Raw genomic sequence first — 26,638 nt, forward strand, 5'->3', positions numbered from 1 at the left:
TGAGCGCCTTGCCCTGGGTTACGCCGCGCGCGCCTGTTTGCCGTGATCCGTCCGGTTGGTCGGCCCTGCGGCGCGGATGCGCTCGCGCAGCCGCAGCGGCACGGTCCGGCCGTCCACCAGTTGCACATCGATCAGATCGACATCGAGGGCGAAATTCTCCGCGAACGCTGCCCTGCCTATGGCTTCGAGGCGTTCTTCCGCTGCCTTGTCGGCGGCCAGCGCCGCGCCCTCGATCGTCTCCTGCCAGCCGTTTTCATCCGAATACCAGATGGCTTCGCCGTCGATGAGCCTGTTTGCCGTCAGCACCTTCATGCCGCTTCTCCAAGCGCCCGTTCGCGGGCAGGCGTGGAAACCGATGCAAAGGCGGGCACCACGCCCGGCACCACCTCATGCGAAATTCCGGCGGCGCTGAGCGCAGCGATCTCTTCATCGACCTTGCCGAACATCAGAAGATCGCCGAGCTTGAGCCGGACCACGCGCTTGCCTTCGCGCGCGATCTTCACCAGCAGTTCGTTGACTTCCGACTGGCTGGCCGCCTCGCAATTCCTGCCGACGGCAACCCGCTCGGCGTCGCGGCGACCCATGGCCACCAGCGCTTCGGGAACGGCCACGTCGTGCACGATCACATCCGCATCCATCAGATGGCGCTGCGCGCGCATGGTGAGCAGGTCCTCGGCGCCCGGACCCGCGCCGACCAGCGACACATGACCGACGATGCCCTGCCGTCTCAACAGCAGTTCGGTTGCCGCCGCGCGCGCTTCTTCAATATGGCCGATCTCCATTTCGCGCGCCGGCTCGCCGGCAAAAAAGTCCGACCAGAAGCGCCTGCGCGCCGCGCCCTTCGGAACGAACCGTTCGACCGAAGCGCGAAAGGTTTCGGCCAGCGTCGCCAGCGCGCCGAGCGAAGGCGCGAGCATGCGGTCGATGCGCGCCCTGAGCATCTGGGAGAGGACCGGCCCGGTCCCTTCTGTCCCGATGGCCACGCACACCGGAGCGCGATTCACCAGCGCGGGCGTGTAGAAATCGCATAGTTCCGGGCGGTCGACTGCGTTTACCGGGATGCCGAGCCGCCGCGCGTCCTCGCTGACGGCGCGGTCCAGCAACGCATCGCCGCTTGCGGCAAAAACGAGACGCGCAGCCTCCAGATGCCGCGCTTCATAAGGCTCGGCGACATGCTCGGCTCCGTGCTCCGCGATCCATGCGGCGAAGGCCGGCTCAACCTCGACGGAGACGATGCGCAGCCGCGCGGATGACTGGCCGATGAGGCGCGCCTTGGCAAGCGCTTCCTCGCCGCCGCCGACGATCACGACGACTTCGCCCTCGACGCGGATAAAGACCGGGAATGCATTCAGCTTTGGCGTTTTCACAGTCACGGTTCGGACTCCTGAGACGGGTCCGTTTTACCCGCTCCACGCCATGGACATAAGAAATCCACTCGCGCGCCCGAGGGTGGCTGCCAATGTTTTTTCCGGGAAGGGGCGGTTGGGAAGAAAATAATTCTCACGTCTACCGGACAATCCGGGTCGGTGATTTACGCACCCATCCACAGGCCCTCGCGGCGCAGATCGTCCATCGTGCGGCTGATGCCTTCACGCAGGATCGACACCATCTCGTCGATCTGGGACTCGGTGATGATCAACGGCGGCGACATCACGCACATATTGATGAGCGGACGGACGAGCAGGCCGAGTTCGTGGCAATGCGCGTCGATGCGCGCGCCGACCGTCTTGTCCAGCTTGAGGGGGTTCCGGCTCTCGCGATCCGCGACGCATTCGACACAGGCCATGAGCCCGATGCCGCGCACCTCGCCCACCAACGGAAGCTCTTCGAGCGTTCCGAGCTGCTTCTGGAAATGGGGAGCAATCTTGCGCGCATGGGCGAGCAGGCCGCCTTCCAGAAGGTCGAGGTTTTTCAGCGCCACGGCGCATCCGACGGGATGGCTCGTATAGGTCAGCCCGTGTCCGAACATGGCGTCGGGATGGTTGGAGCGGCGCAGATCTTCCATGAGCCGCGCCGACACGACCATTCCGCCGAGCGGAAAATAGCCGGATGTCACGCCCTTGGCGAAGGTGATGATGTCCGGCTCAATGCCGAACACGTCCTGCGAGGCAAAGACATGGCCGAGCCGCCCGAACGCGGTCACGACCTCATCGGAAACGAAGAGGATGTCGTTCGCCCGGCAGATTTCGCGGATGCGTTTCAGATAGTTGCCGGGCGGCACGATGACCCCGCCCGACGCCTGCACCGGTTCGCCGACGAACGCGCCGATGCGGTGGGCGCCGAGACGCTCGACGGTCCCCTCGAACTCCTCCACCAGATGCGTCTCGAACGCCTCGACCGTCATTCCGGCGGGACGGCGGAACGGGTCGGGGGAACCGAGCTTGACGACAAGCTCGTCGGCGCCGTCCATCCAGTCGAGATCGCGCGGCCTGCCGTTGAGTGATGCCGACAGATAGGTCGAGCCATGATAGGCCCCGCCGCGCGACAGGATCAGCTTCTTTTCGCGGCGGCCACGCACATTGTTGTAGAACTGCATGAAGCGCAGCGCGCTTTCCACCGCCGACGAACCGCCCGTCGTAAAGAACACATGGTCGAGATCGCCCGGCGCGTGCGCCGCGATCCGCTCGGCCAGAACCACCGACGGCTCGTTCATCGTATACCACGGCGTGTTGTAGGACAGCGCCATCGCCTGCTCGTACATGGCCTCGGCGAGTTCCTTCCTGCGGTGACCGGCATTCGTGCACCACATGCCCGCCGGGCCGTCGATGAGGCGCTTGCCGTCGCCGTCGGTGATGTAGATGCCCTCGCCTTCACCGATCAGCGTGCGCGCCTCCGCGCCGATGTTCCCCGCCACCGGCCAGGGCTGCACCAGATGGCGCTCCGCCAGTTCGACCACGCCGGCGTCGTCGATTTCTCTCAAGGCCGCCATCGTTCTTCTCCGAATCAGCGCCAAGTCCGCTTTTCACAAGCATTCTTGACAGTCATTTTGAATAAGCGTTCAATCAATATCGCAGAGGTTGATTTCAATTTCAATCTCTGGATACGATCTGGCGGGAGGCGACGCCGTTCTGTCGCATGTGAGGTTGTCCTTTATGAAGTTCGCTGCCGAGCCTGACGCGAAGCCCGGGACGCTCCAGCGATGAGCGCGGCGGAAGGGACGCAGGCCAGTGCGGTGAACCACACCCGGCGATCGACCCTTCTGCAATCCGAGGCGGCGCAGGGCATCGCGCTGATCAGCCCGACCTTTCTCTATGCGCTAGCGATGCTGGCGGTCCCCATACTGATCACCTTCGCCCATAGTTTCTGGACCCAGAACTATATGGAGATCGACCGGACTTTCACGCTCGAGAACTATCGCATCGCGCTGACCGAGCCGATCTATCGCGACCTGCTCTTCCGGTCGCTGTTCGTCTCGCTGACCGTCAGCATCGTGACGGTGCTGCTGGCCTATCCGGTCGCCTATTTCATCTCGTTCCACGGCGGGCGGCACAAGAGCCTCTGGCTGTTCCTCATAACCATTCCGTTCTGGACGAGCTATCTCCTGCGCGTGATGTCGTGGAAGGTGATCCTCGGCTTCAACGGCGTGCTCAATTCCGGCCTGATGGCGCTCGGCATCATCAGCGAGCCCTCGACGGCCTTTCTCTACAACACCAGCGCGGTCATCATCACGCTGACGCATGCCTGGGCGGCGTTTGCCATCCTCCCCATCTTCGTTTCGCTGGAGAAGGTAGACCGGACACTCATCGAGGCGGCCACCGATCTCGGCGACGGCGCGGTGCGCCGCTTTCTGCGTGTGACGCTGCCGCTGTCCATGCCGGGCGTCATTTCCGCGCTGATGATCGTGATGATCCCGACCGTGGGCGACTATGTGACGCCGCGCCTCGTCGGCGGCAAGGACGGCGTGATGATCGCCAACGCCATTCAGGCGCAGTTCGGCAAGGCATCGAACTGGCCGCTCGGCGCGGCCCTTTCCGTGACGTCGATGGTTGTGGTGACGGCGATGGCCGGCGCGACGGTCTTCATCCTGCGATGGGCGGCGAGGCGCGCGCGATGAGCAGCCTGCGCCGATTGCTCTCCAATTGGCTGCCGGCCTATGCCGCGCTCTATGTCGCGTTCCTCTATCTGCCGATCCTGCTGCTGCCGATCTTCTCGGTGAACCAGTCGGCGGTGCCGAAATTCCCGCTCACCGGCTATACGCTGAAATGGTATCAGGGCCTGCCGAACACGCCCGAACTGCTTTCCTCGGCATGGAACAGCCTGATCGTAGGCCTGTCCGCATCCATTGTCAGCACGATCCTGGGGATCTGCGCCGCGCGCGCCATCACCCGGTACCGCTTTCGCGGGCAGCGTGTGGCCAGCAGCCTGATCATGGCGCCGCTGGTGCTGCCGGAAATCATCGTCGCCGTGTCGATGCTGATTGTGCTGCTGCAAATGGGGATCGGCCTGTCCCTGTTCACCGTCGTTCTCGGCCACATATTGATCTGCATTCCCTATTCGGTGACCGTGCTGATTTCCGGGTTCGAGGGCTTCGACCGCAGCCTTGAGGAAGCTTCCGCAGATCTCGGAGAGTCGCCCTGGGGCACATTCCGGCGCGTGACCCTGCCGATGGTCGCGCCCGCCATCATTTCCAGCCTGCTGGTGTCGTTCACCATTTCGCTGGACGAGTTCATTCTCGCCTTTTTCCTCGCCGGCACGGAGCCGACGCTTCCCGTCTATATCTGGGGGCAATTGCGATTTGCGGCCAAGTTGCCGAGCGTGCTGGCGCTCGGCACATTGCTGCTGGTGGCCTCTTTCGTCCTGCTGTCGCTTGCGGAATTCATGCGCCGCCGCGCCGCGCGCCGCGCCCAGAACGAGGGAGGTGTCTATGCCTGAGACGCCGATGATCGAAATCGATCGGGTGACGCGGGCCTATGGCGGGTTCAAGGCGCTGGACAATGCCTCTCTGACAATCCGCAAGGGCGAGTTCTTCTCGCTGCTCGGGCCATCGGGTTGCGGCAAGACCACCCTGCTTCGCATGATCGGCGGATTTGACAATCCGACCTCCGGGACGATCTCGATCGACGGCCAGCCAATGACCGGCATTCCGGCCAACCGGCGGCCAACCAACATGGTGTTTCAGAGCTACGCGATCTTTCCGCATCTCAACGTGGCGCAGAACGTCGCCTATGGGCTCAAGCGGCTGCGGCTGGACCGGGCCGAGGAGAAGCGTCGGGTGGACGAGGCGCTGGGGCAGGTGTCGCTGGGGCATCTTGGAACGCGGGGCGCGACCGAGCTTTCAGGCGGCCAGAGGCAGCGCGTGGCGCTGGCGCGCGCGCTCGTGATGCGACCGAAGGTTCTGCTGCTGGACGAACCGCTCTCGGCGCTCGACAAAAAGCTGCGCGAGCAGATGCAGGTCGAGCTGCGCAAGCTGCAACAGGCGGTCGGCATCACGTTTATTCTCGTTACCCACGACCAATATGAGGCGCTGGCAATGTCGGACCGGATTGCCGTGATGTTCAGCGGCAACATCGCGCAGGTGGCGACGCCCAAGGACATCTACCAGCGGCCCGTCAACCGGCAGGTGGCCGACTTCGTCGGCGGCATGAATTTCGTCGCTGCCCGGATCGTCGGCGAGGACCAGCGCAGCATCACCGTCCAGACCACCGGCTTCGGCCGCGTCACCACGGAAAAGCCCGCGCAATATGCGCCGAAGAGCAAGGACGCCACGCTCGGCATCCGCCCGGAGCGGCTGCGCGTGCTTTGGGACGATGCGACCGACAAGCACGAGATCGCCGGCAAGGTCATCGACCGTCACTATTTCGGCGAGATCACCCATCTGATCGTGCAGGTGCCCGGAATGGAGCAACCGCTCTCGGTGTCGGAAACCAATAATTTCGGGGCCGACGACATTCCTGTCGGCGCGCCCGTCAGGCTTGCCTACGATCCCGACGCGCTGGTGGCGCTGGCGGACTGATTCAAACGGAAATCGTTGCCAGCCGCTCGGCGATCAACCGCGCCAGGCGTTCCGCCGTCTCTTCCTTGGAAAAATCCGGCCAGACGTCGACGCCCTGTTTCGAGACGATCCGCACCCGGTTGCGGTCGCCGCCCATCACGCCGCCCGCATGGCTTACATCGTTGGCGACGATGAAGTCCGCGCCCTTCTTCTTCAGCTTCGCCTGCGCGTTGCGGTCGAGGTCCGTGGTTTCCGCCGCGAAGCCGACGACGAGATAGGGCCGCTGCCTGTGATGGCCGATACCGGCCAGTATGTCGGGGTTCTCGACCATGTGCAGCGCCGGAGGTCCTTCGCCCGCGACCTTCTTGATCTTCTGCCCGGCCTCGCTTTCCGTACGCCAATCGGCGACCGCGGCGACGAAAATCGCCGCGTCGGCGGGAAGCAGGTCCTCGACCGTCGCCTGCATCTCGCGCGCCGTTTCGACGTGAAGCGTTGTCACGCCTTTCGGATCGGGGATGGTGACCGGCCCCGACACGAGGCGGACATCGGCGCCGAGTTTCGCCAGCGCTGCGGCAAGCGCGTGGCCCTGCTTGCCAGACGAGCGGTTGGCGATGTAGCGCACCGGGTCGATCGGCTCATGCGTCGGGCCGGACGTCATGATGATCTTGCGTCCTGCGAGCGGGCCGGGCTGCGGCGCAAGCAGTTTCTCGACGGCTGCGACGATCTCCAGCGGCTCGGACATGCGGCCTTCGCCCGCCTCGCCGCTTTCAGCCATCTCGCCGCGGGCGGGTCCGACGAAATGGACGCCGTCGCGCGCGAGCGTGTCGCGGTTGCGGCGGGTGGCCGGGTGGCTCCACATTTTCGGGTTCATTGCGGGTGCAAACAGAACCGGCCTGTCGGTTGCAAGCAGGACGGCGGACGCAAGGTCGTTGGCGTGGCCGTTGGCAAGCCTCGCGATCAGGTCTGCAGTAGCGGGCGCGACCACGATCAGATCGCACTCGCGCGCAAGACGGATATGGCCGACATCCTGCTCATCCTGACGGTCGAACAGGTCGGTGAAGACATGGTCGGCTGAGAGCGCGCCGACCGACAGCGCCGTGATGAATTCTTGGGCGGCGGCGGTCATGACACAGCGTACCGACGCGCCGCGCTCGCGCAGGCGGCGGATCAGGTCCAGCGATTTGTAGGCGGCGATGCCGCCGCCGATCATCAGGAGTATGCGCTTCCTATCGAGGGTCATGCGCTTGCTGCCGGTTTTCCGTCGTCATCCTATCAGCTTACGATCCACGCAAGGTAAACGGCAACGCCCGCGATCACCCAGAGCGCGATGCGGCCGCTGCGCGTATAGCGCGCCTCCGCGCGACCGATGGCTCGCGCTGTCTCCTTGTCGAAGCGCAGGCCGTGCTCGGCCATGGCGTCGATCTCGCGCGTCAGTCGTTCCGTGCGGGCGGCGAGGTCGGGCGCCTGCCGCGCCAGTGATACCAGCGCGCCCACGCCTTCGCGCGCGTCCTCCATGATGCCGCGCGGTCCCAGATTCTTCCTGATCCAGTCGCCGACGACCGGCTCGGATGTCTTCCACATGTTGAAATGAGGATCGAGCGTGCGCGCCACGCCTTCCACCACGACCATGGTCTTCTGGAGCATCAGCAGTTCGGGCCGCGTCTCCATGTCGAACAGTTCGGTGACTTCGAAAAGCAGTGTCAGCAGGCGCGCCATCGAGATCGTCTCGGCGGACTGCCCATGGATCGGCTCGCCGATGGCGCGGATGGCCTGCGCGAACGCATCGACGCTGTGGATGCGCGGTACATAGCCGGCTTCATAGTGCACTTCCGCCGTGCGCCGGTAGTCGCGCGTGATGAAGCCGTAGAGGATTTCGGCAAGGAAGCGCCGCTCCTTCTTGCCGAGCCGCCCGGTTATGCCGAGGTCCACCGCGACGATGGTTCCGTCGGCTTCCACGAACAGATTGCCCGGATGCATGTCGGCATGAAAGAAACCGTCGCGCAGCGTATGGCGGAGGAAAGACTGCACCAGATTGGCCGCCAGCTTCTCCAGATCATGGCCGGCGGCGCGCAGCCCTTCGATGTCGTTCAGCTTGATGCCGTCGACCCACTCCATCGTCAGCACGTCGCGGCCCGTGCGCTCCCAGTCCACGCCCGGAACGCGGAAACCAGGGTCCTCCGCTGTGTTCTGCGCCAGTTCGGACAAGGCGGCGGCTTCAAGCCGCAAATCCATCTCGACCCGTGTCGTCTGGGCGAGCGTGCGCGTCACTTCGACGGGGCGCAGGCGGCGCGATGCGGGAATGAAGCGCTCCTGCAGCCGTGCGGCAAGGAAGTAGCTTTCGAGGTCGCGATGAAAAAGCCTGCGCACGCCGGGACGTATGACCTTCACAGCCACCGGCAGGGACTGCCCGTCGCGATCAATCTTCGCCGGGTGCACCTGCGCGATGGATGCTGCGGCGACCGGCTCGCCGAATTCGGAATAGAGGTCGCCCACAGGCCGACCGAGCGATGCCTCGATCGTCGCGACCGCTGCGGCTGTCGGAAAGGTCGCCATGCGGTCCTGAAGCTTTGACAGGTCGCGCGCGATGTCGGAACCCACGACGTCAGGACGAGTAGCGAGAAACTGGCCAAGCTTCACATAGGACGGCCCGAGCCGTGCAACCGCATCGGCCAGCCGTTCGCCCCGGTCGCGGCCACGCACGCGCCAGCGCGTCAACAGTTTCGAAAGGCGCCATCCCGCCCTGGGCAGGCCGCTCAACTCATCGCCCGGCAGGGCGGCGATCACGCCCTCGCGGGCCATGATCCAGCCGGCGCGGGCAAGCCGCAAGGCAGCACCGATACTGCTCATCGCACCTGCCTCGTCAAAGCTTCCAGCCGGAATGCAGGGCAGCGATGCCGCCTGAGAAGTTGCGGAACGAGACCCGCTCAAAACCGGCGCGCTCGATCATCGCCGCGAAATTGCGCTGATCGGGGAACTTGCGGATCGATTCGACCAGATAGGCATAGGATTCCCGGTCGCCTGTCACCAGCCTGCCGATCTCGGGAATGGCCCTGAACGACCACGCCTCATAGACCTTGTCCAGCAGAGGCGTCTCGACCTCGGAAAATTCGAGGCAGAGGAAGCGGCCACCCGGCTTGAGCACGCGAAAAGCTTCGCCGAGCGCCCGGTCGATATCGGGAACGTTCCGTATCCCGAAGGCAATCGTGTAGGCATCGAAGCTGTCATCGGCAAAGGGCAGTTCCTCCGCGCTGGCCTCGACGAAATCGACATTCCCGGCAAAGCCGGCCTTTTGCGCGCGGGCGCGGCCGACTTCGAGCATCGAGCCGTTAATGTCCAGGATCGTGGCATGGGCCTGCCGCCGCGACGCCTCGACGATGCGGAACGCAATGTCGCCGGTGCCGCCCGCAACGTCGAGCATGCGCCAGTCCTCGCGCGGGCGCGGATTGAGCCACGCCACCATCGCGTCTTTCCACAGGCGATGCATTCCGCCCGACATGAGGTCGTTCATCAGGTCGTAGCGTTTGGCGACGCGATGAAACACCTCGTTGACCAGCGGCTGCTTCTCCCCGGGCGCGACGCTGCGGAACCCGAAGGAGGTCTGCATTCCGCCGTCTGCTGTCGTTCTTTGCTCAGACATGTTTTCCAATCGCCAGTTCGCGCGGGACAATAGCCGATCACGGCAAACCACACCATTGCCTAAGACGCGGTGAACGGACGCGGCCACAAAGCTGTGGCCATGTCCCGGAAGCCCTTTCGCAACGGCCACTTAGCGCTAGTATGGGTGGGTTTCCCGGTGGAGAGTTCCATGAAAAACGTAACGGTCGTCGATCACCCGCTGGTGCAGCACAAGCTCAGCATCATGCGCAACAAGGAGACCTCGACGGCAAGCTTCCGGCGCCTGCTGCGGGAGATTTCGCTGCTGCTCGGTTATGAGGTGACGCGCAATCTCGAACTGACCACCACGCGGATCGAGACGCCGCTCGAAACGATGGACGCCCCGACGCTCGAGGGAAAGAAGCTGGTCTTCGCGTCCGTGCTCCGCGCGGGCAACGGCCTTCTGGAAGGGCTGCTCGACCTCGTTCCGGCAGCGCGCGTCGCGCATATCGGCCTTTACCGCGACCATGAAACCCTCGAAGCCGTGGAATATTTCTTCAAGGCGCCAAGCGACCTCGCCGACCGGCTCATCATTGTGGTCGACCCCATGCTGGCGACTGCGAACTCGGCGATTGCGGCAATCGACAAGCTCAAGGAGCGAGGCGCGACTCAGATCAGGTTCCTCTGCCTTCTCGCCGCGCCGGAGGGAATCGAGCGCTTCACCACGGCGCACCCGGATGTTCCCGTGTTCACCGCCTCCATCGACCGCCAGCTGAACGAGAAGGGTTATATCCTGCCCGGCCTCGGCGATGCGGGCGACAGGATGTACGGCACAAAATAGTGCCGGCGCGCTTTGCGTCCCGCCAACGCGTAAAGGAATGGTAACCGCCGATCCCAAAATGCGCCCTGCCGCCTTAGCCTCTTCGCCACGAGTCCGTGGTAAGCAGGATAGGGTTTGGAGGGCTGCATGCTGCGCCTGGCACTCGCATTTGCAGGGTTGGTTCTGGTTTTCTCGTGGTTTTCGGCGGGGCAGGAAAACGGCGCGCTGCTGCATGAGTTCGCCCGTTGGGCGACCGGACCATCGACGGACGAAGCGACCGTATCTCCTGTGACGGTCAGCGAGCCGCATCGCGAGATCGCGCAGCCTTTGGGCCGCAAGGTTATCATACCGGCTGACGGAAAGGGCCAGTTCGAAGGGCAGTTCCGCGTCAACGGTCGCAATGTCAAAGCCCTTGTCGACACGGGGGCGACGCTGGTCGCGATCAATGTCAGCACCGCGCTGCGGGCAGGCATAAGGTTCAAACCTTCCGATTTCCGACACGAGGTGCAAACGGCGAACGGGCGGACGCTTGCGGCGGCGACCGTGATCGATGCGCTTGAGATCGGACGCATACACGTCAAGGACGTGGAAGCGCTGGTGTTGCAGGACAATGCGCTGCACACAACCCTTGTCGGCATGAGTTTCCTGCGGCGGCTGGATCGTTTCCAGGTCGAGGATCACACCTTGCTGCTCGTTCAGTAGCGAGGCCCGATCCTGCGCTGCACCGGTCGTGCCGGTGTCGGCTTCGCCTCTCCAATCATGTAAGCGTTGCGAACCGCCTGCGCGGCGCGTTCGTATTGGGTCTGCGTGCGCGCGTGGATCATGGCCAGAGTGTCTCCTGCATGCACCTCCGCGCCGACCGGCAGGATTTCGCTCAGGCCCACCGCATGATCCACATCGTCCTGCGGACGCGTGCGCCCACCCCCCAGATCGACCACGGCGAGCCCGATGTCGCGGGTGGCGACTTCGCGCACGAAACCGTCATGTTCCGCCGTCACGGCGCGCGTCAGCGGCGCGGTCGGAAGATGCTTTCCCATGTTCTCGACGAAATCGGCGGGACCTCCGAGCAGGGCGACCATGCGCCCGAAGGATTCGGCGGCGCGCCCACTGTCGAGCGCATCCCGCGCCAGCCGCATGGCCTGCTGATTGGTGGATGCAATGCCGCTTGAAAGCAGCATTTCGGAGGCGAGCGCCAGTGTGACGGCGAGAAGGCGCTGGTCGCGACGGCGACCGGTCAGGAAATCCACGGCATTCGCGACCTCCACCGCGTTGCCCGCCGCTGTCGCCAACGGCTCGTTCATGTTGGTAATCAGCGCCGATGTCCTGAGGCCCGCGCCGTTCGCGACCTCGACCAGGCTGGTGGCGAGCGCGGTGGCATCGCGGGACCGCGCCATGAACGCGCCATTGCCGACCTTCACATCCAGGACGAGCGATTGCAGGCCGGCGGCCAGCTTCTTGGAAAGGATGGAGGCAGTGATAAGCGGGATCGACTCGACCGTCGCCGTCACGTCGCGAATGGCGTAGAATCGCTTGTCGGCTGGCGCGAGATCGGCAGTCTGGCCGATGATCGCGCAGCCTGCCTCGACAACGGTCTTGCGAAACAGCGCATTCGACGGCTGGCTGACATAGCCGGGAATCGAATCCATCTTGTCCAGCGTACCGCCCGTATGCCCCAGGCCGCGCCCCGAGATCATCGGGACATAGGCCCCGCAACTGGCAACGATGGGCGCGAGCATCAGCGAAACATTGTCACCCACGCCGCCGGTCGAGTGCTTGTCCGTGACCGGGCCGGGCAAATCCGACCAATCCAGCACCGCGCCCGAATCGCGCATGGCGAGCGTCAGCGCAACGGCTTCGTCCCGGTTCATTCCGTTGAAGAACACCGCCATTGCAAGGGCCGCAACCTGCCCCTCGCTCACAGCGCCTGTTGTCATGCCCTCGACGAACCGGCCTATCTCGTCCGGCAGGAGAACCTTGCCGTCGCGCTTCCTGCGTATGATTTCCTGCGGCAGCATCGGCATTTATTTCAGGATATCGCCACGGAAACCGTAGGGCAGCATTTCGCCCATGGTGACGGTTTCGACAATGCCGGTTTCGTCGCAAAGGTGCAGCTTCGTGTCGGGTGTCGCAAATTCGGCAAGGCGCTGGCGGCATCCGCCACATGGAGTCACACGCGCCATGCGCTCGGCCACGACGGCTATTTCCGTAATCTTGCCTCCGCCGCCCATGATGTAATGGCCGAGCGCGGTGGTTTCGGCGCACCATCCTTCAGGGTATGACGCAACCTCGATATTGCATCCGGAATAGACCCTTCCATCGGCGGTACGCAGCGCAGCGCCAACCGGAAATTTCGAGTAGGGAACATAGGCTTTCGCCATGGCGTCGTTCGCAGCATCGAACAGGTCGTGGCTCATTCAGCGCTCCTTCACATAGGGAATGCCGCCGGCCCGCGGCGGAATGGCCTTGCCGATGAAGCCAGCCAGTAGAATGACTGTCAGGATGTAGGGCAGCGCCTGCATCAACTGCACCGGCACGCGCACGCCCATTATGGGCGTGCCTTGCAGGCGGATCGAAAGCGCATCGAGAAAGCCGAACAGCAGGCACGCGAACATGGCGTTGACCGGCTTCCACTTGGCAAAGATCAGCGCCGCCAGCGCGATGAAGCCCTTTCCGGCGGTCATGTCTTTCACGAAGCCGGCATTCTGGACCATGGATAGATAGCAGCCCGCAATGCCGGTCAGGATGCCCGTGCAGATCACCGCGCGATAGCGCAGCCACGCAACCGAGACACCCGCGGTATCCACCGCGGCGGGGTTTTCGCCAACCGCCCGCAACCGCAAACCGAACCTTGTGCGGTACAGCACCCACCATGTGAACGGCACCATCAGAAAGGCGAAATAGGTGAGCAGCGAATGGCCGGACAGAAGCTCGGAGTAGATTTGCCCGACAATCGGAACGTCGCGCAACGCCGCCGCGCCCGGCAGTTCGATAGCCTCGAAGCGCTGGGCCGATCCAAGTGCGGGCGTGCGTCCGCCCTGCTGGAACCAGGCCTGCCCCAGTATGATGGTCGATCCCGCCGCGATGAAATTGATTGCGACGCCGGAGACGATCTGGTTGCCGCGATGGGTGATCGACGCAAAGCCATGCACCAGCGCGAATCCGACTGACACGAGAATGCCGCACAACAGCCCAAGCCATGCCGAGCCGGACACGGCAGCCCCTGCCGCGCCCGCGAAGGCTCCGGCCAGCATCTTGCCCTCAAGGCCGATGTCGAAAACGCCCGCCCGCTCCGAATAGAGTCCGGCGAGGCAGGCCAGCAGCAACGGCACGCTGAGCCGGATGGTCGAATCGAGGACAAGAACGAGGGTGTTGAGAAGATCCATCTCACACGCCCTCCTTCTTGGCCGGTGCAAGCCCCACCGTTTTCGGGCTGAGGCTGGCGAACAGCGTCTGGATCGACGGCCTGAACATGTGTTCGAGCGCGCCCGCGAACAGGATCACCAACCCCTGGATGATGACGATCATGTCGCGCGAGATGTTCGGCATCTCGAAGGCCAATTCCGCGCCGCCCTGATAGAGCGCGCCGAAAAGGATCGCAGCCGGAATGATGCCCGCCGGATGCGACCGGCCCATCAGCGCCACCGCTATGCCGACGAATCCCGCCTGCGACACGAAATCCAGCGAGACGTTATGCTGGTCGCCCATGGTCGGATTGATCGCCATCATCCCCGCCAGCGCGCCGGAAATGAGCATCGTGATGATGATGATACGCGACTGGGAAATGCCCGCATAGCGCGCCGCCTTGGAGCTGAAGCCCAGCGTTCTGATTTCATAGCCGAGGCGTGTTCGCCAGATCACCAGCCAGACCAGCCACGCCATGACCAGCGCGACGATAAAGGAAAGGTTGAGCGGGGCGGAGCGGATTTTCGCGCCGAAGAGTTCGAGAATCCAGTTCAGCTTCGGCAGTTGCGCGCCGGCCTCGAAGGGGCGGGTCTGGGGCGCCATCGAACCGAGCGGCTTGATCACGTCGACCAGCATGTAGACCATCAGGCTGCTGGCGATGTAGTTGAACATGATCGTGGTGATGACGATGTGGGAATCGCGCTTCGCCTGTAGATAGGCGGGTATGAGCGCCCAGAGCGCGCCAAATCCGGCGGCGGCGAGGAGCGCGATCGGAAAGGTCACATACCACGGACAGATCGTGTCCAGCGACAGCGCAACGATGGCGACGCCGAGACCGGCGACATAGGCCTGTCCCTCGCCGCCAATGTTGAACAGACCGGCGTGGAACGCGACCGCGACCGCAAGGCCCGTGAAGATGAAATTCGTCGCGTAGTAGAGCGTGTAGGCGATGTTCTGGCCGCGCCCGAACGCGCCTTCAACGAGGATCACCGCCGCGCGGAACGGGTTCTCGCCGACCAGCATCACGACCAGACCGGCGACGACGAAGGCGACCAGAAGGTTGATCAGCGGGATCAGGCCGTAATCCGCCCAGCGCGGCAATCTTGCGAAGGGGGCGCTCATTGCGCGGCCTCCTTCTGTTCGACACCGGCCATCAGCAGGCCGAGTTCCCCCTCGGTCGCGTCCGGCCCCCGTTCGCCGACGATGCGCCCGGCAAACATCACAAGGATGCGGTCGGACAGCGAGCGGATTTCATCGAGTTCGACCGAGACGAGCAGAACGGCCTTTCCGGCGTCGCGCATCGCGATCAGCCGCTTGTGGATGAATTCGATCGCGCCGACATCGACGCCACGAGTGGGCTGGCCGACGATCAGTACGCCGGGGTCCTGCTCGATCTCGCGCGCCAGCACGATCTTCTGCTGGTTGCCGCCCGAGAAATTCGCGGTCTTCAGATGCGGATTTGCGGGGCGTATGTCGTAGGCCGCGATCTTCGCCCTGGCGTCTTCCTCGATCACGACCAGATTGAGAAACGGCCCGTTCAGATATTGCGGCTTGTCGTGATAGCCGAGGATGGTGTTCTCGCTTTCCTCGAAGGCAAGCACCAGTCCGACATGGTGCCGGTCCTCCGGCACATGGGCCAGTCCACGGTCGCGCAGTTCGCCCGGATCGGCGGTGCCGGTCACGTCTATCGGTTTGCCGTCGAGCTTCACGGTGCCGGACAGGGCGCGGCGCGTGCCGGCGATAGCCTCGATCAGTTCCGACTGCCCATTGCCCGCGACGCCCGCAATCCCGACGATCTCGCCCGCCCTGATGTCGAAGGAGACATTGTCGACCATGGTGACCTTGCGGGAATCCTGCACGGTGAGATTGCGCACGGACAGCTTGACCGCCCCAGGATTCGCCTCGCCCTTTTGCACGCGGAGCAGGACGCGGCGGCCCACCATCAGCTCGGCCAGTTCCTCGACCGTTGTTTTCTTCGTCACGCGCGTGGCGACCATCGTTCCCTGCCGCATGACCGAGACATTGTCGGTGATCGCCATGATCTCGCGCAGCTTGTGCGTGATGAGGATGACGGTTTTCCCCTGCTCCTTCAGTTGCCCGAGGATTCGGAACAGATGGTCGGCCTCGGCAGGCGTCAGCACGCCCGTCGGCTCGTCTAGAATGAGGATATCCGCGCCGCGATAGAGCGCCTTGAGGATTTCGACACGCTGCTGAAGGCCGACCGGCAGTTCCTCGATCAGCGCATCGGGGTCGACCTCAAGCCCGTATTCGCGTTCGAGGCGGGCGAGTTCCGAGCGCGCCTTGGAAATCGAACTGCCGAGCAGCGCCTCGCCCTCCGCGCCGAGGATGATGTTTTCCAGAACGGTGAAATTCTCGACCAGCATGAAGTGCTGGTGGACCATGCCTATGCCCGCTGCGATGGCGTCGTTGGGTGACTTGATGTTGACGCGCGCGCCATTGACGCGGATTTCTCCGCTGTCCGCCTGGTAGAAGCCGTAGAGAATGGACATCAGGGTGGATTTTCCCGCGCCATTCTCACCGATGATGCCGTGAATCGTGCCCTTGGGCACTTCCAGATTGATGTCGCGATTGGCGTGAACAGGACCGAAGCTCTTGTTTATGTCGCTGAGCGCGATGGCGAGTTCGGCCATATGCGGACCCCTGGGTGCTTCCTGCCTTCATAGTTTCGACATTTCCTTATGGACTTGTCAATTTCCGGTCGGGATGGCCAGGTCAAAACGCACAATCGATTATGCGGTTGTTCACGCGAGGGAAGGAAAAGGATGCGGGACGAAAGCCGTCTGGTGGTTCTGGAAGTGCGCGCGGCGGAGCAGGAGCGCACGATCGAGGAACTCTCCGCCCAGATCGCCGAACAATGGAAAGTGATCGAGCGCTTGCAGAAGAAGCTCGACGCGCTAACCGAACGCTTTCTCACGCTGGAGGAACAGGCAGCACCCGGCCATGAGATCACCAAGCCGCCGCACTGGTAGAGCGCTGCAATGAAAAAGGCCGCCGGAGTGCGGCGGCCCTTTCGCAGTCAGTGGATTCCCATGCTCAATAGGGGCACTGATTGTCCGTCATGTAGTCGTGCACCTTGACGGTGCCGGCGATGATGTCGGCCTTGGCCTTGTCCACCGCCGCGATCATTTCCGGCGTGACGAGCGGCTTGTTGTTGTCGTCCATGGCGACGCCGACGCCGTCTTCCTTCAAGCCCAGAACATTGATGCCCGGCTTGAACGCGCCGTCCTTGGCTGTGGTGAACGCGTCATAGACGGCTACATCCACGCGCTTGACCATCGAGGTCAGGATCTTGCCGGGCAGGAGTCCGTTCTGGTTCGAATCGACACCGACGCCGAGCTTGCCCGCATCAGCGGCTGCCTGGAGCACGCCCACGCCTGTGCCGCCAGCCGCCGCGTAGATCACGTCGGCGCCCTGGTCGATCTGCGACTTGGCGATTTCGCCGCCCTTGGTCGGGTCGTTCCATGCGGCCGGCGTGTCGCCGGTCATGTTCTGGATGACGTCCGTCGCGCCGGCAGCCTTCGCGCCGCCAACATATCCGCACCCGAATTTGCGGATCAGCGGGATGTCCATCCCGCCGACGAAGCCGACCTTCTTGGAACCGGAGGCCATGCCCGCCATGATCCCGGCGAGATAGGAGCCTTCCTCTTCCTTGAACACCACTGAACGGACGTTCGGCTTGTCGACGACCATGTCTATGATCGCGAACTTGGTTTCGGGAAATTCATCGGCGATTTTCGCGAGAGCATCAGACCAGGAAAAGCCGACCATCACCACGGGATTGCGCCCGTCTTCGGCAAAGCGGCGCAGTGCCTGCTCGCGCTGCGAAGCGTTCGAAACCTCGAACTCCACATAGGAGATGCCGCTTTCCGACTTGAACTTTTCCGCGCCGTTATAGGCAGCCTCGTTGAATGATTTGTCGAACTTGCCGCCCAGATCGAAGAGCAGCGCAGGCTGAATGTCCTCCGCGAAGGCCGAGGTGGCCATCGCGGTTGCGGCCAGAAGACCCAATACAAAACGTTTCATGTGATCCACACCCTGTCGGTTGTTTTTTTGCCGGGCGCACAAGGGCACCCTCGCGATCGCGGGCCGTATTCCAGCTTCCGCTTAGCTGCACCTTACACAGCGCCCGGCAAAATTCACGCGGTATTTTTCACCCGTGGAAGGGCCTGCGACCAAGCGCCGTCGGAAGGACCTCAGGAGGCGACCTTCTCGCCGATCGCACAGGAAACGCCCGTTCCCTTCAGCCCGCAGTATCCGTAGGGGTTCTTCGCCAGATATTGCTGGTGCTCGGCTTCCGCGAAATAGAACTCGGGCGCAGGCGCGATCTCGGTCGTGATCCGGCCCATTCCCGCCTCATGCAATGAGGCTTCATAGGCGTCCCGCGAGGCGACCGCTTCACGATGCTGCTCCTCGCCAAACGTGTAGATCGCCGAGCGGTATGTGGTGCCGACATCGTTGCCCTGCCGCATGCCCTGTGTCGGATCGTGAGCCTCCCAGAAGATCTTCAGCAGTGTCTCGTACGAGACGATGGACGGATCGAATACGACCAGCACGACCTCGGCGTGACCCGTCATCCCCGTGCAGGTTTCCTGATAGGTGGGGTTGGGCGTCGATCCGCCCGCATAGCCGACGGCTGTGACCCACACACCTTCGGTCTGCCAGAACAGGCGTTCAGCGCCCCAGAAACAACCGAGGCCGAACAGCGCCATCTGCAAGCCTTCGGGATAGGGGCCTTTCAGCGGTCGCTTCGATACGAAGTGCTTTGCCGACGTCGGGATCGGCTGCGGCCTGCCGGGCAGCGCTTCGCCGGGCTTCGGCATCTGGATTTTCCTGTTCAGCATGTCGCTCAGAAAGAACATGGTTTCTTCCTCTTTGTGCATCCGAAACGTCATTCGTTCGGAAGGCTCGCTTTGTTACTTTCAGGCCCAGTCGTTGCGCAGATGTTCCGGCTTGTGCCCGAAGGCATAGAGCAGGAAAGCGATCACCGCCAGAACGAGGAAGCCGGGCAGCTTGAGCAGGGCGGCGAATGCCGGATCCCAGAGCCAGGGCGCATGGGTTTCGAGGAACAGGCGCAATGATTCCAGGGTAGCGGGAAAGGCCGCGCTCCAGCTTTCGCCAAGCGGCGTCATGGTCAGGGACGAGTTGGCGACAGTGCGCGTAGCATCGAGCACGGCCATCACGACCGCACCGGCCAGCGTGAAAATTGCAAGGAGGCGAAAGAAAAACCTGATCATCGTCCCGTTCCGCTGCGGGATAGATAGGCATTCATGCAGCGAGCATCAATCGGAATGTTTTCATCTCTTCCGCGCAATCGATGCGCAGAGGCTTGGCATTCACATCCGGATAGACTAGATGACCCGCGCGCCGCCTCTTTCGGCGGCGCATACGGACAGGTGGCCGAGTGGTTGAAGGCGCACGCCTGGAACGCGTGTATAGGGGCAACTCTATCGAGGGTTCGAATCCCTCTCTGTCCGCCATAAATTGCCAGACGATGCCCCATCGACACCCCCGCTTGCCTCCTACAGCCTAAATCGCGTTTTCCATGTCGGTCTGCGCGAAATTCTCGCCTACGAACAGCAAGCGGCATCCGTGCTCCCTGGCTACTTCGTAGGAGAAGCAATCGCCGAAATTCAAGGCTGCGGGGTGGACCCCCTTCCCCCACCGGGCATATGCCTGCGCGATCCGTCGCGCGGCGGCGGGCGTTACGCTCACAATCTCCATTCCAAGACCCTCGATCAATAGAGCCATCTCCTCGCCGACATTTCCACGGTCCGCGACAATCAGCGCCTCCGCCGCGGTGCCTGCCGAAATGATTATGTCATCTTCTGCTTCGAGCGCCGCGACACAGGCGTCCGCTTCGGGCTCATTCAAAACGATGGCCATCAGCGCAGAGGTATCGACGGCAATCATTCCGGGAGACCATTATTGTCGTAGAGAAAATCCTGACTGCGAGCAGCCGAAGGCCCGTCAACTGCCTTTTGCGCGGCCGATGCCCGGACAGCGTTGAGCAAATCTCTTCGAGATCGCCGATCAACCACCGTTTTGATTGGAACAAGCCGGACAGCGGCGTGACCATAGCGCGTCAAGATCACTTCATCCCCGGCCATGGCGCGCCTGACGAGTTCTGTCAATTGACCCTTGGCTTCCGTTACTGAAATCTGCATCTCTTGCTCCTGATATAGACCACTAAATGGTCCAAGATCAGGAGAAAGATAGACTATTGAATGGACCATATCAACAGTACGCCCGCGTGCTCTTCCCTTCTGCCTCAAAGACTGACTTCGACATCTCGCCGCAGCCCATCACATTGGTTTGACCTCTGCCGGCATGGAGCGCTAAGGCGTAGATGAAAGGTCCCGGTTTCGTCGTCCGCTGTCCGCCAGCCTTCACATTTGCAAGGTACAGGATCCGCAGATCGTTTCTGGCAATATGGGGTGCGGATGAACATTCTCGTCTTCAATGCAGGAAGTTCGAGCCTGAAGTTCGGCGTCTTCCATGTTGCCGATGAGGCGGTCGAAACGCTCAAGGGGTCCTTCGACCGCTTCCGGGACGGACAGTGCGACTATCGGTTCCGCTCCGGCGCGACGGATGACAAGGGCGTCACGGACTGCGCGGACATAGACGCAGCGCTCAAGCGCGTACCGGAAGTTTTGACGCGCTTCGGGATCATGCGGATCGACGCCATCGGCCACCGCGTGGCGCATGGCGGCAGCGAATTTGCCGGTCCCGCCCTGCTCGACGACCAGACAATTGCCCGCATCGACAGGCTGACGCCGCTTGCGCCGCTCCACAACCCTGCGAGCCTGCAGGCCATTCGCCTGACCCGCGCACTGTGGCCGGACCTGCCGCAGATCGCCGTTTTCGACACGTCGTTCCACCTCACCAACCCGCCCTTCGCGACGACCTATGCCGTGCCGCGCGATTGGCGCGATGCAGGCCTGCGCCGTTTCGGATTTCATGGAACGTCGCACAAATATGTCGCGCTGCGGGCCGCGCGCGAAATCGGCAAACCGCTTGACGACCTTCAGGTGGTCAGCGTGCATCTCGGCAACGGGGCGAGCGTCTGCGCGGTCAATCGCGGGAAGAGCATGGACAGCTCGATGGGCATGACGCCGCTCGAAGGGCTGGTCATGGGAACGCGATCGGGCGACGTGGACCCCGGCGCGTTCGGCTTCCTGTCCCGGCAGTTCGGGTTTTCGGTCCAGCAGATCGAGGACGCGCTCTACAATGACAGCGGCCTGAAGGGGCTGACCGGCTCATCGGACATGCGCGACATCGAGGCGAGCGCGGCCAACGGGCATCCGGATGCGCAACTGGCCATCGAAATCTATGCCTATCGCGCCCGCAAATATATCGGCGCCTATGCGGCGGCGATGGGCGGGCTGGATGCTGTAGTGTTTACCGGCGGTATCGGCGAAAACTCGCCCTCCATGCGTCGGCGCATCTGCGACGGGCTGAGCTTCATGGGCCTGTCGCTGGACTTTGAGCGCAACCAGGCGGTCGACCTCGCGAACTATGCCGCACCGCAGATACAGGCCTATGGCTCGCGCGTCCGGGTGCTGGTGACGGAGACAGCGGAGCAATTGATGATTGCGCGCGAAACCGCCGCTGCCGTCCGACGTCCGCAGCCGATCGACATTCACATTCCTGTCGCCGTTTCGGCCCGCCACGTGCATCTGTCCCGCGACTCCGTCGATGCGCTGTTCGGGGCAGGCTACGAATTGAAGCCGGTCGCTCCGCTGCGGCAGCCCGGCCACTGGGTTGCCGATGAACGGGTCACGCTGGAAGGTCCCAAGGGGCATCTGGAGCATGTCGCCATTCTCGGTCCGCTGCGGCCACGCACGCAGGTGGAAATCTCACGTACGGACAGCTTCGCGCTTGGCATCGACGTGCCTGTGCGCGAAAGCGGCAAGCTCGACGGCACGCCCTCGATCACGATTTCCGGTCCGCGCGGAAGCGTGTTGACCGACGGGCTGATCGTGGCCGCGCGGCATATTCACACCAACCCGCAGGATGCCGAGCGGCTCGGGCTGGAGGATGGTGAGCTTGTCGACGTGCGGGTCGGCGACGAACATCGCGGCCTGACCTTCAAGGGTACGCTGGTCCGGGTCGGCGGCAATTCGGTGACCGAAATGCACATCGACACGGACGAGGCGAACGCAGCAGGCATAAGCAAGGCTGCCGATGGCGAAGTGCTTCCAGGGCATCCCGCCACCATCCATCCGCGCAAGGCGGTCTAAAGCGAAGGCGTCCAGCACCAGTTGCGAATTTCGGGCATGTCCTCGCCGTGCTCGCGCACATAGTGGTAGTGCTCGTCGAGCTTGGCATTCAGATGCGCTGCAAGCGCCTCGCCCGCCTCACCCGTTCCGGGGACATATTTCAACACCGCCAGCGCCAGATGGTAGCGGTCAAGCTCGTTGAGCACGACCATGTCGAATGGCGTCGTGGTCGTGCCCTCCTCCTGGAATCCATGGACGTGCAGATTGTGATGGTTGGTCCGCTTATAGGTCAGCCGGTGAATGAGATAGGGATATCCGTGATAGGCGAAGACCACCGGTCGGTCGCGCGTGAACAGGCTGTCGAATGCCTCGTCCGTGAAGCCATGCGGATGCGACTGGTGCGACATCAGCGTCATGAGGTCGACGACGTTCACGACGCGGATGCACAGGTCCGGCAGCGCGGCGCGCAACAGTTCGACCGCCGCCAGCGTTTCCAGCGTCGGAATGTCGCCGCAGCAGGCCATGACGACATCCGGTTCGGCGGCGGCGTCGCCGTGGCATGCCCACTCCCAGATGCTGGCGCCCGCCTTGCAATGCGACTCCGCCTGCTCCACCGTCAGCCATTGCGGTGCGGGCTGCTTGCCGGCAGTGATGACGTTGATGCGGTTCCACGTGCGCATGCAGTGGTCCGTCACCCACAGCAGCGTGTTTGCATCAGGCGGGAAATAGAGCCGCACCGTCTCCGCCTTCTTGTTGGCGACGAAATCCGCGAAGCCAGGGTCCTGATGGCTGAAGCCGTTGTGGTCCTGCCGCCAGACATGCGACGTCAGCAGGTAGTTCAGCGAGGCAATGGGCGCACGCCAGGGCAGGTCCTCGCAGCTTTTCAGCCATTTCGCATGCTGGTTCACCATCGAATCGACGATGTGGATGAACGCCTCGTAGCATGAGAACAGGCCGTGCCGCCCGGTCAGAAGATAGCCTTCGAGCCAGCCCTGGCACAGATGTTCCGATAGCACCTCCATCACGCGCCCTTCATGGGCGAGATGGACATCATAAGGCTCGATCCTCTCCATCCAGACCCGCTCAGTGACATCGAACACCGCGTCGAGCCGGTTGGATGCCGTCTCGTCCGGTCCCATCAGCCGGAAGTTTCGGCTTTCCGCGTTCATGCTGATGACGTCGCGAAGATAGACGCCCATGGCGCGCGTGGCTTCGGCAACGACCCTGCCCGGCACATCCACGGCGACGCCAAAGCTTTTCCAGTCGGGCAGGTTGAGGTCGCGCTTGAGCAGACCGCCATTGGCGTGCGGCAGCGCCCCCATGCGCTTCTTGCCCTCCGGAGCCAGCGCGGCAAGCTCCGGCCTCAGCCGCCCCTGTTTGTCGAACAGTTCCTCCGCACGGTAGCTGAGCAGCCAGTCCTCGAGGATTTTCCTGTGCGCCGAATCACCGCGCGCATTGGACACCGGCACCTGATGCGACCGCCAGAAACCTTCGACCTTGAGGCCGTCGACCACCTTCGGGCCGGTCCAGCCCTTGGGGCTGCGCAGCACGATCATCGGCCAGACCGGGCGTTCGCCGTTCCACTCAGCGTTGCGCGCCCGCGCCTGTATGTCACGGATGCGCGCAAAGGCGGTTTCGAGCGTTGCGGCCATGGCGCGGTGCATGGGCTCGGGTTCATGGCCCTCAACGAAGAACGGCTCATAGCCGTAGCCGCTGAACAGGTGGCGCAATTCGTCGTCGCTCATGCGCGCGAGCACGGTCGGGTTGGCGATCTTGTAGCCGTTGAGGTGCAGGATCGGGAGGACCGCACCATCTGCTGCCGGATTGAGGAATTTGTTCGAATGCCATGCTGCCGCGAGCGGGCCTGTTTCGGCTTCGCCGTCGCCGACCACGCAGGCGACGAGCAGGTCGGGATTGTCGAATGCGGCGCCGAAGGCATGGACGAGCGCATAGCCCAGTTCGCCGCCCTCATGGATGGAACCCGGCGTCTCGGGCGCAACATGGCTCGGCACGCCGCCGGGGAAGGAGAACTGCTTGAACAGCTTCTTCATGCCCTCTTCGTCGGGCGTGATCTGCGGATAGGTCTCGCTGTAACTGCCTTCCAGCCAGGTGTTGGCGACCATTGCCGGGCCGCCATGACCGGGGCCGCAAATATAGAGAACGTCCGCGTCGTGCCTCTTTATCAGACGGTTCAGATGCACATAGATGAAGTTCAGGCCGGGCGTCGTGCCCCAATGGCCAAGCAGGCGCGGCTTCACATGCTCGGCGCGCAAGGGCTCGCGCAGGAGCGGATTGTCCATCAGATAGATCTGGCCGACCGAAACATAGTTCGCGGCACGCCAATAGCGGTCGAGAAGATCGAGTTCGGCAGATGTCAGGTCGTTCATGGGAGGGCGGTTCCGTTGAAGTCTGTTCCGTTAGCAATAGACGCTATCGGTTTTATGACCGCAACCGAATGTTTCGCCCTTACACGCCCGACATCGACAATGATTTCAGTCCGCGCAGAATCTGCTCCTGCGTCATCTGGGTGTCGCGCCCGTCCTTGCGGATGATGTCGTAGGTGCTGTGCAGCGCGATCAGGGCCACGGTGGCGATCGCCAGCAATGACCATACGTCCTGCGGCTGCCTGTTGAGCGCGCTGAGCACCACGGCGGTTCCGACGAAATAGGTGACGAACAGACCCCAGCTTACGCTGAAGAAGAGCGCCCATTTGACCATGGACGCGTTGCCGAATGCGCCCGCCGCCCAGACCAGCCCATACAATCCCGCTATGCCGACCAGTGACCCGCCGATATAACAGACCCAATAGGTAAAGGGGAGCGATCGCTCACCCCACAATATCGAGAAAACCTGTCCCATTGCCTCACCTCGCCCCACATGATGAAGCGCCACGGCGAATTCAGTTGCAAGCACTGACGCGAGCCTTGCCTAATGAACATTTAAGCCGGAGGCCGTGATTTTGAACGATTGCCGAAGAACCATCCGGCAAGCGTGGCAAGCCATTGCCATTCGTTCGCATTGACCTGGATCAAGGCCGGATTGCCTCGACCCACTATGTTGGAAATAACAGACTGAAGGAGCAGACCATGTCGAATACGCCTCACACGCTGGGCGAAGAATTTCCGGGCCAACTGGATGCCATTCACGCGCTGAAAGGAAGCAATCCCGAATTTGCGCGCATCCTTGAGCGCTATGACGAGGTGAACGACAAGATTCATCGCGCCGAGACGCGGATCGACCCGGTCAGCGAGGACATCGAACACCTCTTGCGCAAGCAGAGGCTGGCGTTGAAAGATGAGATCGTGGCCGCACTCGCGGGCAAATGAGATCCAACAGCTCAGGGTCATGACCTGACGGAGCGAATTAAATGTACACCAATATTCTGATTTCGACTGACGGGTCCGAAGTGGCCCAGCGTGGCGTCGATCACGGCCTGTCCCTTGCCAAGGCATTGGGCGCGAAAGTGGTCATCATCAGCGTAACCGAGCCCATCCCTTTCCCCGCAGGCGCGGCAGGTGCGGGCTGGGTGCCGACCGCAACCGATATTGCCGGCTATGAACAGGCGCAGAAGGAACAAGCGGACGAATTGCTGGGCAAGGTCCGCGAAGCCGCGCAGAAACTGGGCGTGGAAACCAAGCTCATACACGCACCCGATGCCTGGCCCGCCGAAGCCATCGTGCAGAGCGCCAAGGCCGAGGGTTGCAACCTGATCGTGATGGCCTCGCATGGCCGTCGCGGTCTCGGCAGGCTCATTCTCGGCAGCCAGACGGCGGAAGTTCTCGCCAGCAGCCCCATCCCGGTTCTCGTCGTCAAATAGGCCCACGCCTGCGCCGGACCATTGACGTCGGCGCGCCGCTTTGCCAAGCCTCCGCGGATCATGCACAGTCGCGTTTTTCGCGAGGGAGGTCTTGGCAATGCCCGAAAGCAAGGTTGCGATCATCACTGCCGGCGGCAGCGGCATGGGCGCGTCTGCCGCCCGCAGGCTGGCGGCAGACGGCTACCGTGTCGCCATCCTGTCGTCGTCCGGTCGGGGCGAGACGCTCGCCGCAGAGCTTGGCGGCATCGGCGTCACCGGATCCAACCAGTCGAATGACGACCTCAAGAAGCTTGTGGACGCGGCCATGGCGCAATGGGGCCGCGTCGATGCGCTGGTCAACAGCGCGGGCCACGGGCCGCGCGCGCCCCTGCTCGAACTGACCGACGAACAATGGCACGCCGGGTTTGACATCTATTTCATGAATGTCGTCAGGGCGGTGCGAGCGGTTGCACCACTCATGGTTGCGCAAAAGAGCGGAGCCATCGTCAATATATCGACGGCGTGGGTCAGCGAACCCTCGCTGATGTTCCCCACTTCAGCCGTCGCACGCGCCGGGCTGGCGGCCTACACCAAGCTGTTTGCGGATCAGTATGCGGCCAGCAATGTGCGCATGAACAATGTGCTGCCCGGCTGGATCGACAGTCTGCCTCAAACCGAGGAGCGCCGGGAAACTGTGCCGATGCAGAGATACGGTACGGCTGAGGAGATCGCCGCAACCGTTGCCTTCCTGCTGTCCGAGGGCGCAGGCTATATCACCGGACAGAGCTTGCGGGTCGATGGCGGCCTGATGCGTTCTGTGTGACATCGGTCAGTACGCACTTCAACCAGAAGGC

At 63.0% G+C, this 26,638-nt stretch carries 27 protein-coding genes, 1 tRNA gene and 1 pseudogene; 11 read left to right on the top strand and 18 right to left on the bottom strand.

The genetic code is table 11. The features are described from left to right. Positions 1–18: 18 nt before the first annotated feature. The 3 genes and pseudogenes from M9924_06405 to M9924_06415 form a co-directional block, all read right to left on the bottom strand. Positions 19–312, bottom strand: coding sequence for a DUF2849 domain-containing protein (locus M9924_06405; protein ID MCO5064034.1), 294 nt, complete (start codon positions 310–312; stop codon positions 19–21). Between the two features lie 35 nt (positions 313–347). After that, positions 348–1,373 (bottom strand): annotated as a pseudogene (locus tag M9924_06410) (SAM-dependent methyltransferase). A 158-nt stretch (positions 1,374–1,531) separates the two neighbouring features. Then, positions 1,532–2,929, bottom strand: coding sequence for an aminotransferase (locus M9924_06415; GenBank protein MCO5064035.1), 1,398 nt, complete (start codon positions 2,927–2,929; stop codon positions 1,532–1,534). Positions 2,930–3,139: 210 nt separating this feature from the next. Between M9924_06415 and M9924_06420 the strand changes: the two genes are divergently transcribed. The 3 genes from M9924_06420 to M9924_06430 are packed head-to-tail and all read left to right on the top strand — an operon-like array spanning position 3,140 to position 5,953. Next, complete coding sequence (locus M9924_06420; protein ID MCO5064036.1) at positions 3,140–4,054, top strand: ABC transporter permease; 915 nt, start codon at positions 3,140–3,142, stop codon at positions 4,052–4,054. Next, entirely contained in the window at positions 4,051–4,872 is an 822-nt protein-coding gene (locus M9924_06425; GenBank protein ID MCO5064037.1) for an ABC transporter permease, read from the top strand. The genes M9924_06420 and M9924_06425 overlap by 4 nt, the downstream gene beginning before the upstream one ends. Positions 4,873–4,879: 7 nt before the next feature. Next, a complete protein-coding gene (locus M9924_06430; GenBank protein MCO5064038.1) occupies positions 4,880–5,953 on the top strand; it encodes an ABC transporter ATP-binding protein in 1,074 nt (357 codons plus the stop codon). 1 nt (position 5,954) lies between these two features. Here M9924_06430 and coaBC read toward each other — a convergent pair whose 3' ends face one another. Genes coaBC through ubiE form a run of 3 tightly spaced genes read right to left on the bottom strand, consistent with a single transcriptional unit; the run spans position 5,955 to position 9,569 of the window. Continuing rightward, positions 5,955–7,172, bottom strand: coding sequence for a bifunctional phosphopantothenoylcysteine decarboxylase/phosphopantothenate--cysteine ligase CoaBC (gene coaBC, locus M9924_06435; GenBank protein MCO5064039.1), 1,218 nt, complete (start codon positions 7,170–7,172; stop codon positions 5,955–5,957). A 32-nt stretch (positions 7,173–7,204) separates the two neighbouring features. Beyond that, on the bottom strand, positions 7,205–8,779 hold the full coding sequence (gene ubiB / locus M9924_06440; GenBank protein ID MCO5064040.1) for a 2-polyprenylphenol 6-hydroxylase: 1,575 nt from the start codon (positions 8,777–8,779) through the stop codon (positions 7,205–7,207). A 13-nt stretch (positions 8,780–8,792) separates the two neighbouring features. Next, positions 8,793–9,569 (bottom strand): bifunctional demethylmenaquinone methyltransferase/2-methoxy-6-polyprenyl-1,4-benzoquinol methylase UbiE, encoded by a 777-nt coding sequence (ubiE, locus tag M9924_06445; protein MCO5064041.1) that lies wholly within the window; start codon positions 9,567–9,569, stop codon positions 8,793–8,795. A gap of 168 nt (positions 9,570–9,737) precedes the next feature. Here ubiE and upp point away from each other — a divergent pair, with 168 nt between their 5' ends. Both upp and M9924_06455 read left to right on the top strand, forming a co-directional pair. Continuing rightward, positions 9,738–10,367 carry a uracil phosphoribosyltransferase gene (upp, locus tag M9924_06450; GenBank protein MCO5064042.1) on the top strand — a complete coding sequence of 210 codons (630 nt, stop codon included), beginning with the start codon at positions 9,738–9,740 and terminating at the stop codon, positions 10,365–10,367. Positions 10,368–10,493: 126 nt separating this feature from the next. Then, the gene (locus M9924_06455) at positions 10,494–11,048 is read left to right on the top strand and encodes a TIGR02281 family clan AA aspartic protease (GenBank protein ID MCO5064043.1); all 555 of its coding nucleotides are present in this window, start codon (positions 10,494–10,496) and stop codon (positions 11,046–11,048) included. Here the strand turns inward: M9924_06455 and deoA are convergent. From deoA to M9924_06480, 5 genes are read right to left on the bottom strand one after another with little or no spacing between them, the layout of a single operon-like run. Next, the gene (gene deoA, locus M9924_06460; GenBank protein MCO5064044.1) at positions 11,042–12,361 is read right to left on the bottom strand and encodes a thymidine phosphorylase; all 1,320 of its coding nucleotides are present in this window, start codon (positions 12,359–12,361) and stop codon (positions 11,042–11,044) included. The two genes, M9924_06455 and deoA, sit on opposite strands and share 7 nt — an antisense overlap. Before the next feature lie 6 nt (positions 12,362–12,367). Beyond that, positions 12,368–12,760: a cytidine deaminase gene (gene cdd, locus M9924_06465; GenBank protein ID MCO5064045.1), complete on the bottom strand. Its 393-nt coding sequence runs from the start codon at positions 12,758–12,760 to the stop codon at positions 12,368–12,370. Beyond that, complete coding sequence (locus M9924_06470; GenBank protein ID MCO5064046.1) at positions 12,761–13,729, bottom strand: ABC transporter permease; 969 nt, start codon at positions 13,727–13,729, stop codon at positions 12,761–12,763. It lies immediately after the preceding gene. A gap of 1 nt (position 13,730) precedes the next feature. Then, positions 13,731–14,870, bottom strand: coding sequence for an ABC transporter permease (locus M9924_06475; GenBank protein MCO5064047.1), 1,140 nt, complete (start codon positions 14,868–14,870; stop codon positions 13,731–13,733). Beyond that, positions 14,867–16,399 (bottom strand): ABC transporter ATP-binding protein, encoded by a 1,533-nt coding sequence (locus M9924_06480; protein MCO5064048.1) that lies wholly within the window; start codon positions 16,397–16,399, stop codon positions 14,867–14,869. Before M9924_06480 ends, M9924_06475 begins: the two co-directional genes overlap by 4 nt. A 132-nt stretch (positions 16,400–16,531) precedes the next feature. Here M9924_06480 and M9924_06485 point away from each other — a divergent pair, with 132 nt between their 5' ends. Further along, positions 16,532–16,738, top strand: a complete 207-nt coding sequence (locus M9924_06485; protein ID MCO5064049.1) for a SlyX family protein — start codon at positions 16,532–16,534, stop codon at positions 16,736–16,738. Between the two features lie 64 nt (positions 16,739–16,802). Here M9924_06485 and M9924_06490 read toward each other — a convergent pair whose 3' ends face one another. From M9924_06490 to M9924_06500, 3 genes are all read right to left on the bottom strand, one after another. Continuing rightward, on the bottom strand, positions 16,803–17,792 hold the full coding sequence (locus M9924_06490) for a BMP family ABC transporter substrate-binding protein (protein ID MCO5064050.1): 990 nt from the start codon (positions 17,790–17,792) through the stop codon (positions 16,803–16,805). A 170-nt stretch (positions 17,793–17,962) separates the two neighbouring features. Further along, the gene (gene msrA / locus M9924_06495; protein ID MCO5064051.1) at positions 17,963–18,628 is read right to left on the bottom strand and encodes a peptide-methionine (S)-S-oxide reductase MsrA; all 666 of its coding nucleotides are present in this window, start codon (positions 18,626–18,628) and stop codon (positions 17,963–17,965) included. A 60-nt stretch (positions 18,629–18,688) separates the two neighbouring features. Next, the gene (locus M9924_06500) at positions 18,689–19,003 is read right to left on the bottom strand and encodes a hypothetical protein (protein ID MCO5064052.1); all 315 of its coding nucleotides are present in this window, start codon (positions 19,001–19,003) and stop codon (positions 18,689–18,691) included. A 153-nt stretch (positions 19,004–19,156) separates the two neighbouring features. Here M9924_06500 and M9924_06505 point away from each other — a divergent pair. Continuing rightward, positions 19,157–19,246 (top strand) — tRNA-Ser (locus M9924_06505). Between the two features lie 49 nt (positions 19,247–19,295). Here M9924_06505 and M9924_06510 read toward each other — a convergent pair. Together M9924_06510 and M9924_06515 are read right to left on the bottom strand one after the other, a co-directional pair. Continuing rightward, on the bottom strand, positions 19,296–19,679 hold the full coding sequence (locus M9924_06510; GenBank protein MCO5064053.1) for a type II toxin-antitoxin system VapC family toxin: 384 nt from the start codon (positions 19,677–19,679) through the stop codon (positions 19,296–19,298). Beyond that, complete coding sequence (locus tag M9924_06515; GenBank protein MCO5064054.1) at positions 19,676–19,933, bottom strand: type II toxin-antitoxin system prevent-host-death family antitoxin; 258 nt, start codon at positions 19,931–19,933, stop codon at positions 19,676–19,678. Before M9924_06515 ends, M9924_06510 begins: the two co-directional genes overlap by 4 nt. 276 nt (positions 19,934–20,209) lie before the next feature. On the opposite strand from M9924_06515, the gene M9924_06520 reads away from it, so the two are divergent. Further along, positions 20,210–22,009, top strand: coding sequence for an acetate/propionate family kinase (locus M9924_06520; protein MCO5064055.1), 1,800 nt, complete (start codon positions 20,210–20,212; stop codon positions 22,007–22,009). Here the strand turns inward: M9924_06520 and M9924_06525 are convergent. Both M9924_06525 and M9924_06530 read right to left on the bottom strand, forming a co-directional pair. Continuing rightward, positions 22,006–24,375, bottom strand: a complete 2,370-nt coding sequence (locus tag M9924_06525) for a phosphoketolase family protein (protein ID MCO5064056.1) — start codon at positions 24,373–24,375, stop codon at positions 22,006–22,008. The genes M9924_06520 and M9924_06525 overlap by 4 nt on opposite strands. A gap of 79 nt (positions 24,376–24,454) precedes the next feature. Continuing rightward, positions 24,455–24,847, bottom strand: coding sequence for a hypothetical protein (locus M9924_06530; GenBank protein ID MCO5064057.1), 393 nt, complete (start codon positions 24,845–24,847; stop codon positions 24,455–24,457). 227 nt (positions 24,848–25,074) lie between these two features. Here M9924_06530 and M9924_06535 point away from each other — a divergent pair, with 227 nt between their 5' ends. The 3 genes from M9924_06535 (at position 25,075) to M9924_06545 (ending at position 26,607) form a co-directional block, all read left to right on the top strand. Beyond that, positions 25,075–25,314, top strand: a complete 240-nt coding sequence (locus M9924_06535) for a YdcH family protein (GenBank protein ID MCO5064058.1) — start codon at positions 25,075–25,077, stop codon at positions 25,312–25,314. Positions 25,315–25,355: 41 nt separating this feature from the next. Continuing rightward, positions 25,356–25,805, top strand: coding sequence for a universal stress protein (locus M9924_06540; GenBank protein MCO5064059.1), 450 nt, complete (start codon positions 25,356–25,358; stop codon positions 25,803–25,805). 97 nt (positions 25,806–25,902) lie between these two features. Beyond that, positions 25,903–26,607 (top strand): SDR family oxidoreductase, encoded by a 705-nt coding sequence (locus tag M9924_06545; protein MCO5064060.1) that lies wholly within the window; start codon positions 25,903–25,905, stop codon positions 26,605–26,607. Positions 26,608–26,638: the final 31 nt, after the last annotated feature.

Source organism: Rhizobiaceae bacterium, from assembly GCA_023953835.1.
Lineage (GTDB): Bacteria > Pseudomonadota > Alphaproteobacteria > Rhizobiales > Rhizobiaceae > Mesorhizobium_G.

Excerpts from the sequence above, each read along its gene's own strand:
- M9924_06405 (MCO5064034.1), bottom strand. The coding sequence starts at position 312 with ATGAAGGTGCTGACGGCAAACAGGCTCATCGACGGCGAAGCCATCTGG.
- M9924_06415 (MCO5064035.1), bottom strand. The coding sequence starts at position 2,929 with ATGGCGGCCTTGAGAGAAATCGACGACGCCGGCGTGGTCGAACTGGCG.
- M9924_06420 (MCO5064036.1), top strand. The coding sequence starts at position 3,140 with ATGAGCGCGGCGGAAGGGACGCAGGCCAGTGCGGTGAACCACACCCGG.
- M9924_06425 (MCO5064037.1), top strand. The coding sequence starts at position 4,051 with ATGAGCAGCCTGCGCCGATTGCTCTCCAATTGGCTGCCGGCCTATGCC.
- M9924_06430 (MCO5064038.1), top strand. The coding sequence starts at position 4,880 with ATGATCGAAATCGATCGGGTGACGCGGGCCTATGGCGGGTTCAAGGCG.
- coaBC (MCO5064039.1), bottom strand. The coding sequence starts at position 7,172 with ATGACCCTCGATAGGAAGCGCATACTCCTGATGATCGGCGGCGGCATC.
- ubiB (MCO5064040.1), bottom strand. The coding sequence starts at position 8,779 with ATGAGCAGTATCGGTGCTGCCTTGCGGCTTGCCCGCGCCGGCTGGATC.
- ubiE (MCO5064041.1), bottom strand. The coding sequence starts at position 9,569 with ATGTCTGAGCAAAGAACGACAGCAGACGGCGGAATGCAGACCTCCTTC.
- upp (MCO5064042.1), top strand. The coding sequence starts at position 9,738 with ATGAAAAACGTAACGGTCGTCGATCACCCGCTGGTGCAGCACAAGCTC.
- M9924_06455 (MCO5064043.1), top strand. The coding sequence starts at position 10,494 with ATGCTGCGCCTGGCACTCGCATTTGCAGGGTTGGTTCTGGTTTTCTCG.
- deoA (MCO5064044.1), bottom strand. The coding sequence starts at position 12,361 with ATGCTGCCGCAGGAAATCATACGCAGGAAGCGCGACGGCAAGGTTCTC.
- cdd (MCO5064045.1), bottom strand. The coding sequence starts at position 12,760 with ATGAGCCACGACCTGTTCGATGCTGCGAACGACGCCATGGCGAAAGCC.
- M9924_06470 (MCO5064046.1), bottom strand. The coding sequence starts at position 13,729 with ATGGATCTTCTCAACACCCTCGTTCTTGTCCTCGATTCGACCATCCGG.
- M9924_06475 (MCO5064047.1), bottom strand. The coding sequence starts at position 14,870 with ATGAGCGCCCCCTTCGCAAGATTGCCGCGCTGGGCGGATTACGGCCTG.
- M9924_06480 (MCO5064048.1), bottom strand. The coding sequence starts at position 16,399 with ATGGCCGAACTCGCCATCGCGCTCAGCGACATAAACAAGAGCTTCGGT.
- M9924_06485 (MCO5064049.1), top strand. The coding sequence starts at position 16,532 with ATGCGGGACGAAAGCCGTCTGGTGGTTCTGGAAGTGCGCGCGGCGGAG.
- M9924_06490 (MCO5064050.1), bottom strand. The coding sequence starts at position 17,792 with ATGAAACGTTTTGTATTGGGTCTTCTGGCCGCAACCGCGATGGCCACC.
- msrA (MCO5064051.1), bottom strand. The coding sequence starts at position 18,628 with ATGTTCTTTCTGAGCGACATGCTGAACAGGAAAATCCAGATGCCGAAG.
- M9924_06500 (MCO5064052.1), bottom strand. The coding sequence starts at position 19,003 with ATGATCAGGTTTTTCTTTCGCCTCCTTGCAATTTTCACGCTGGCCGGT.
- M9924_06510 (MCO5064053.1), bottom strand. The coding sequence starts at position 19,679 with ATGATTGCCGTCGATACCTCTGCGCTGATGGCCATCGTTTTGAATGAG.
- M9924_06515 (MCO5064054.1), bottom strand. The coding sequence starts at position 19,933 with ATGCAGATTTCAGTAACGGAAGCCAAGGGTCAATTGACAGAACTCGTC.
- M9924_06520 (MCO5064055.1), top strand. The coding sequence starts at position 20,210 with ATGAACATTCTCGTCTTCAATGCAGGAAGTTCGAGCCTGAAGTTCGGC.
- M9924_06525 (MCO5064056.1), bottom strand. The coding sequence starts at position 24,375 with ATGAACGACCTGACATCTGCCGAACTCGATCTTCTCGACCGCTATTGG.
- M9924_06530 (MCO5064057.1), bottom strand. The coding sequence starts at position 24,847 with ATGGGACAGGTTTTCTCGATATTGTGGGGTGAGCGATCGCTCCCCTTT.
- M9924_06535 (MCO5064058.1), top strand. The coding sequence starts at position 25,075 with ATGTCGAATACGCCTCACACGCTGGGCGAAGAATTTCCGGGCCAACTG.
- M9924_06540 (MCO5064059.1), top strand. The coding sequence starts at position 25,356 with ATGTACACCAATATTCTGATTTCGACTGACGGGTCCGAAGTGGCCCAG.
- M9924_06545 (MCO5064060.1), top strand. The coding sequence starts at position 25,903 with ATGCCCGAAAGCAAGGTTGCGATCATCACTGCCGGCGGCAGCGGCATG.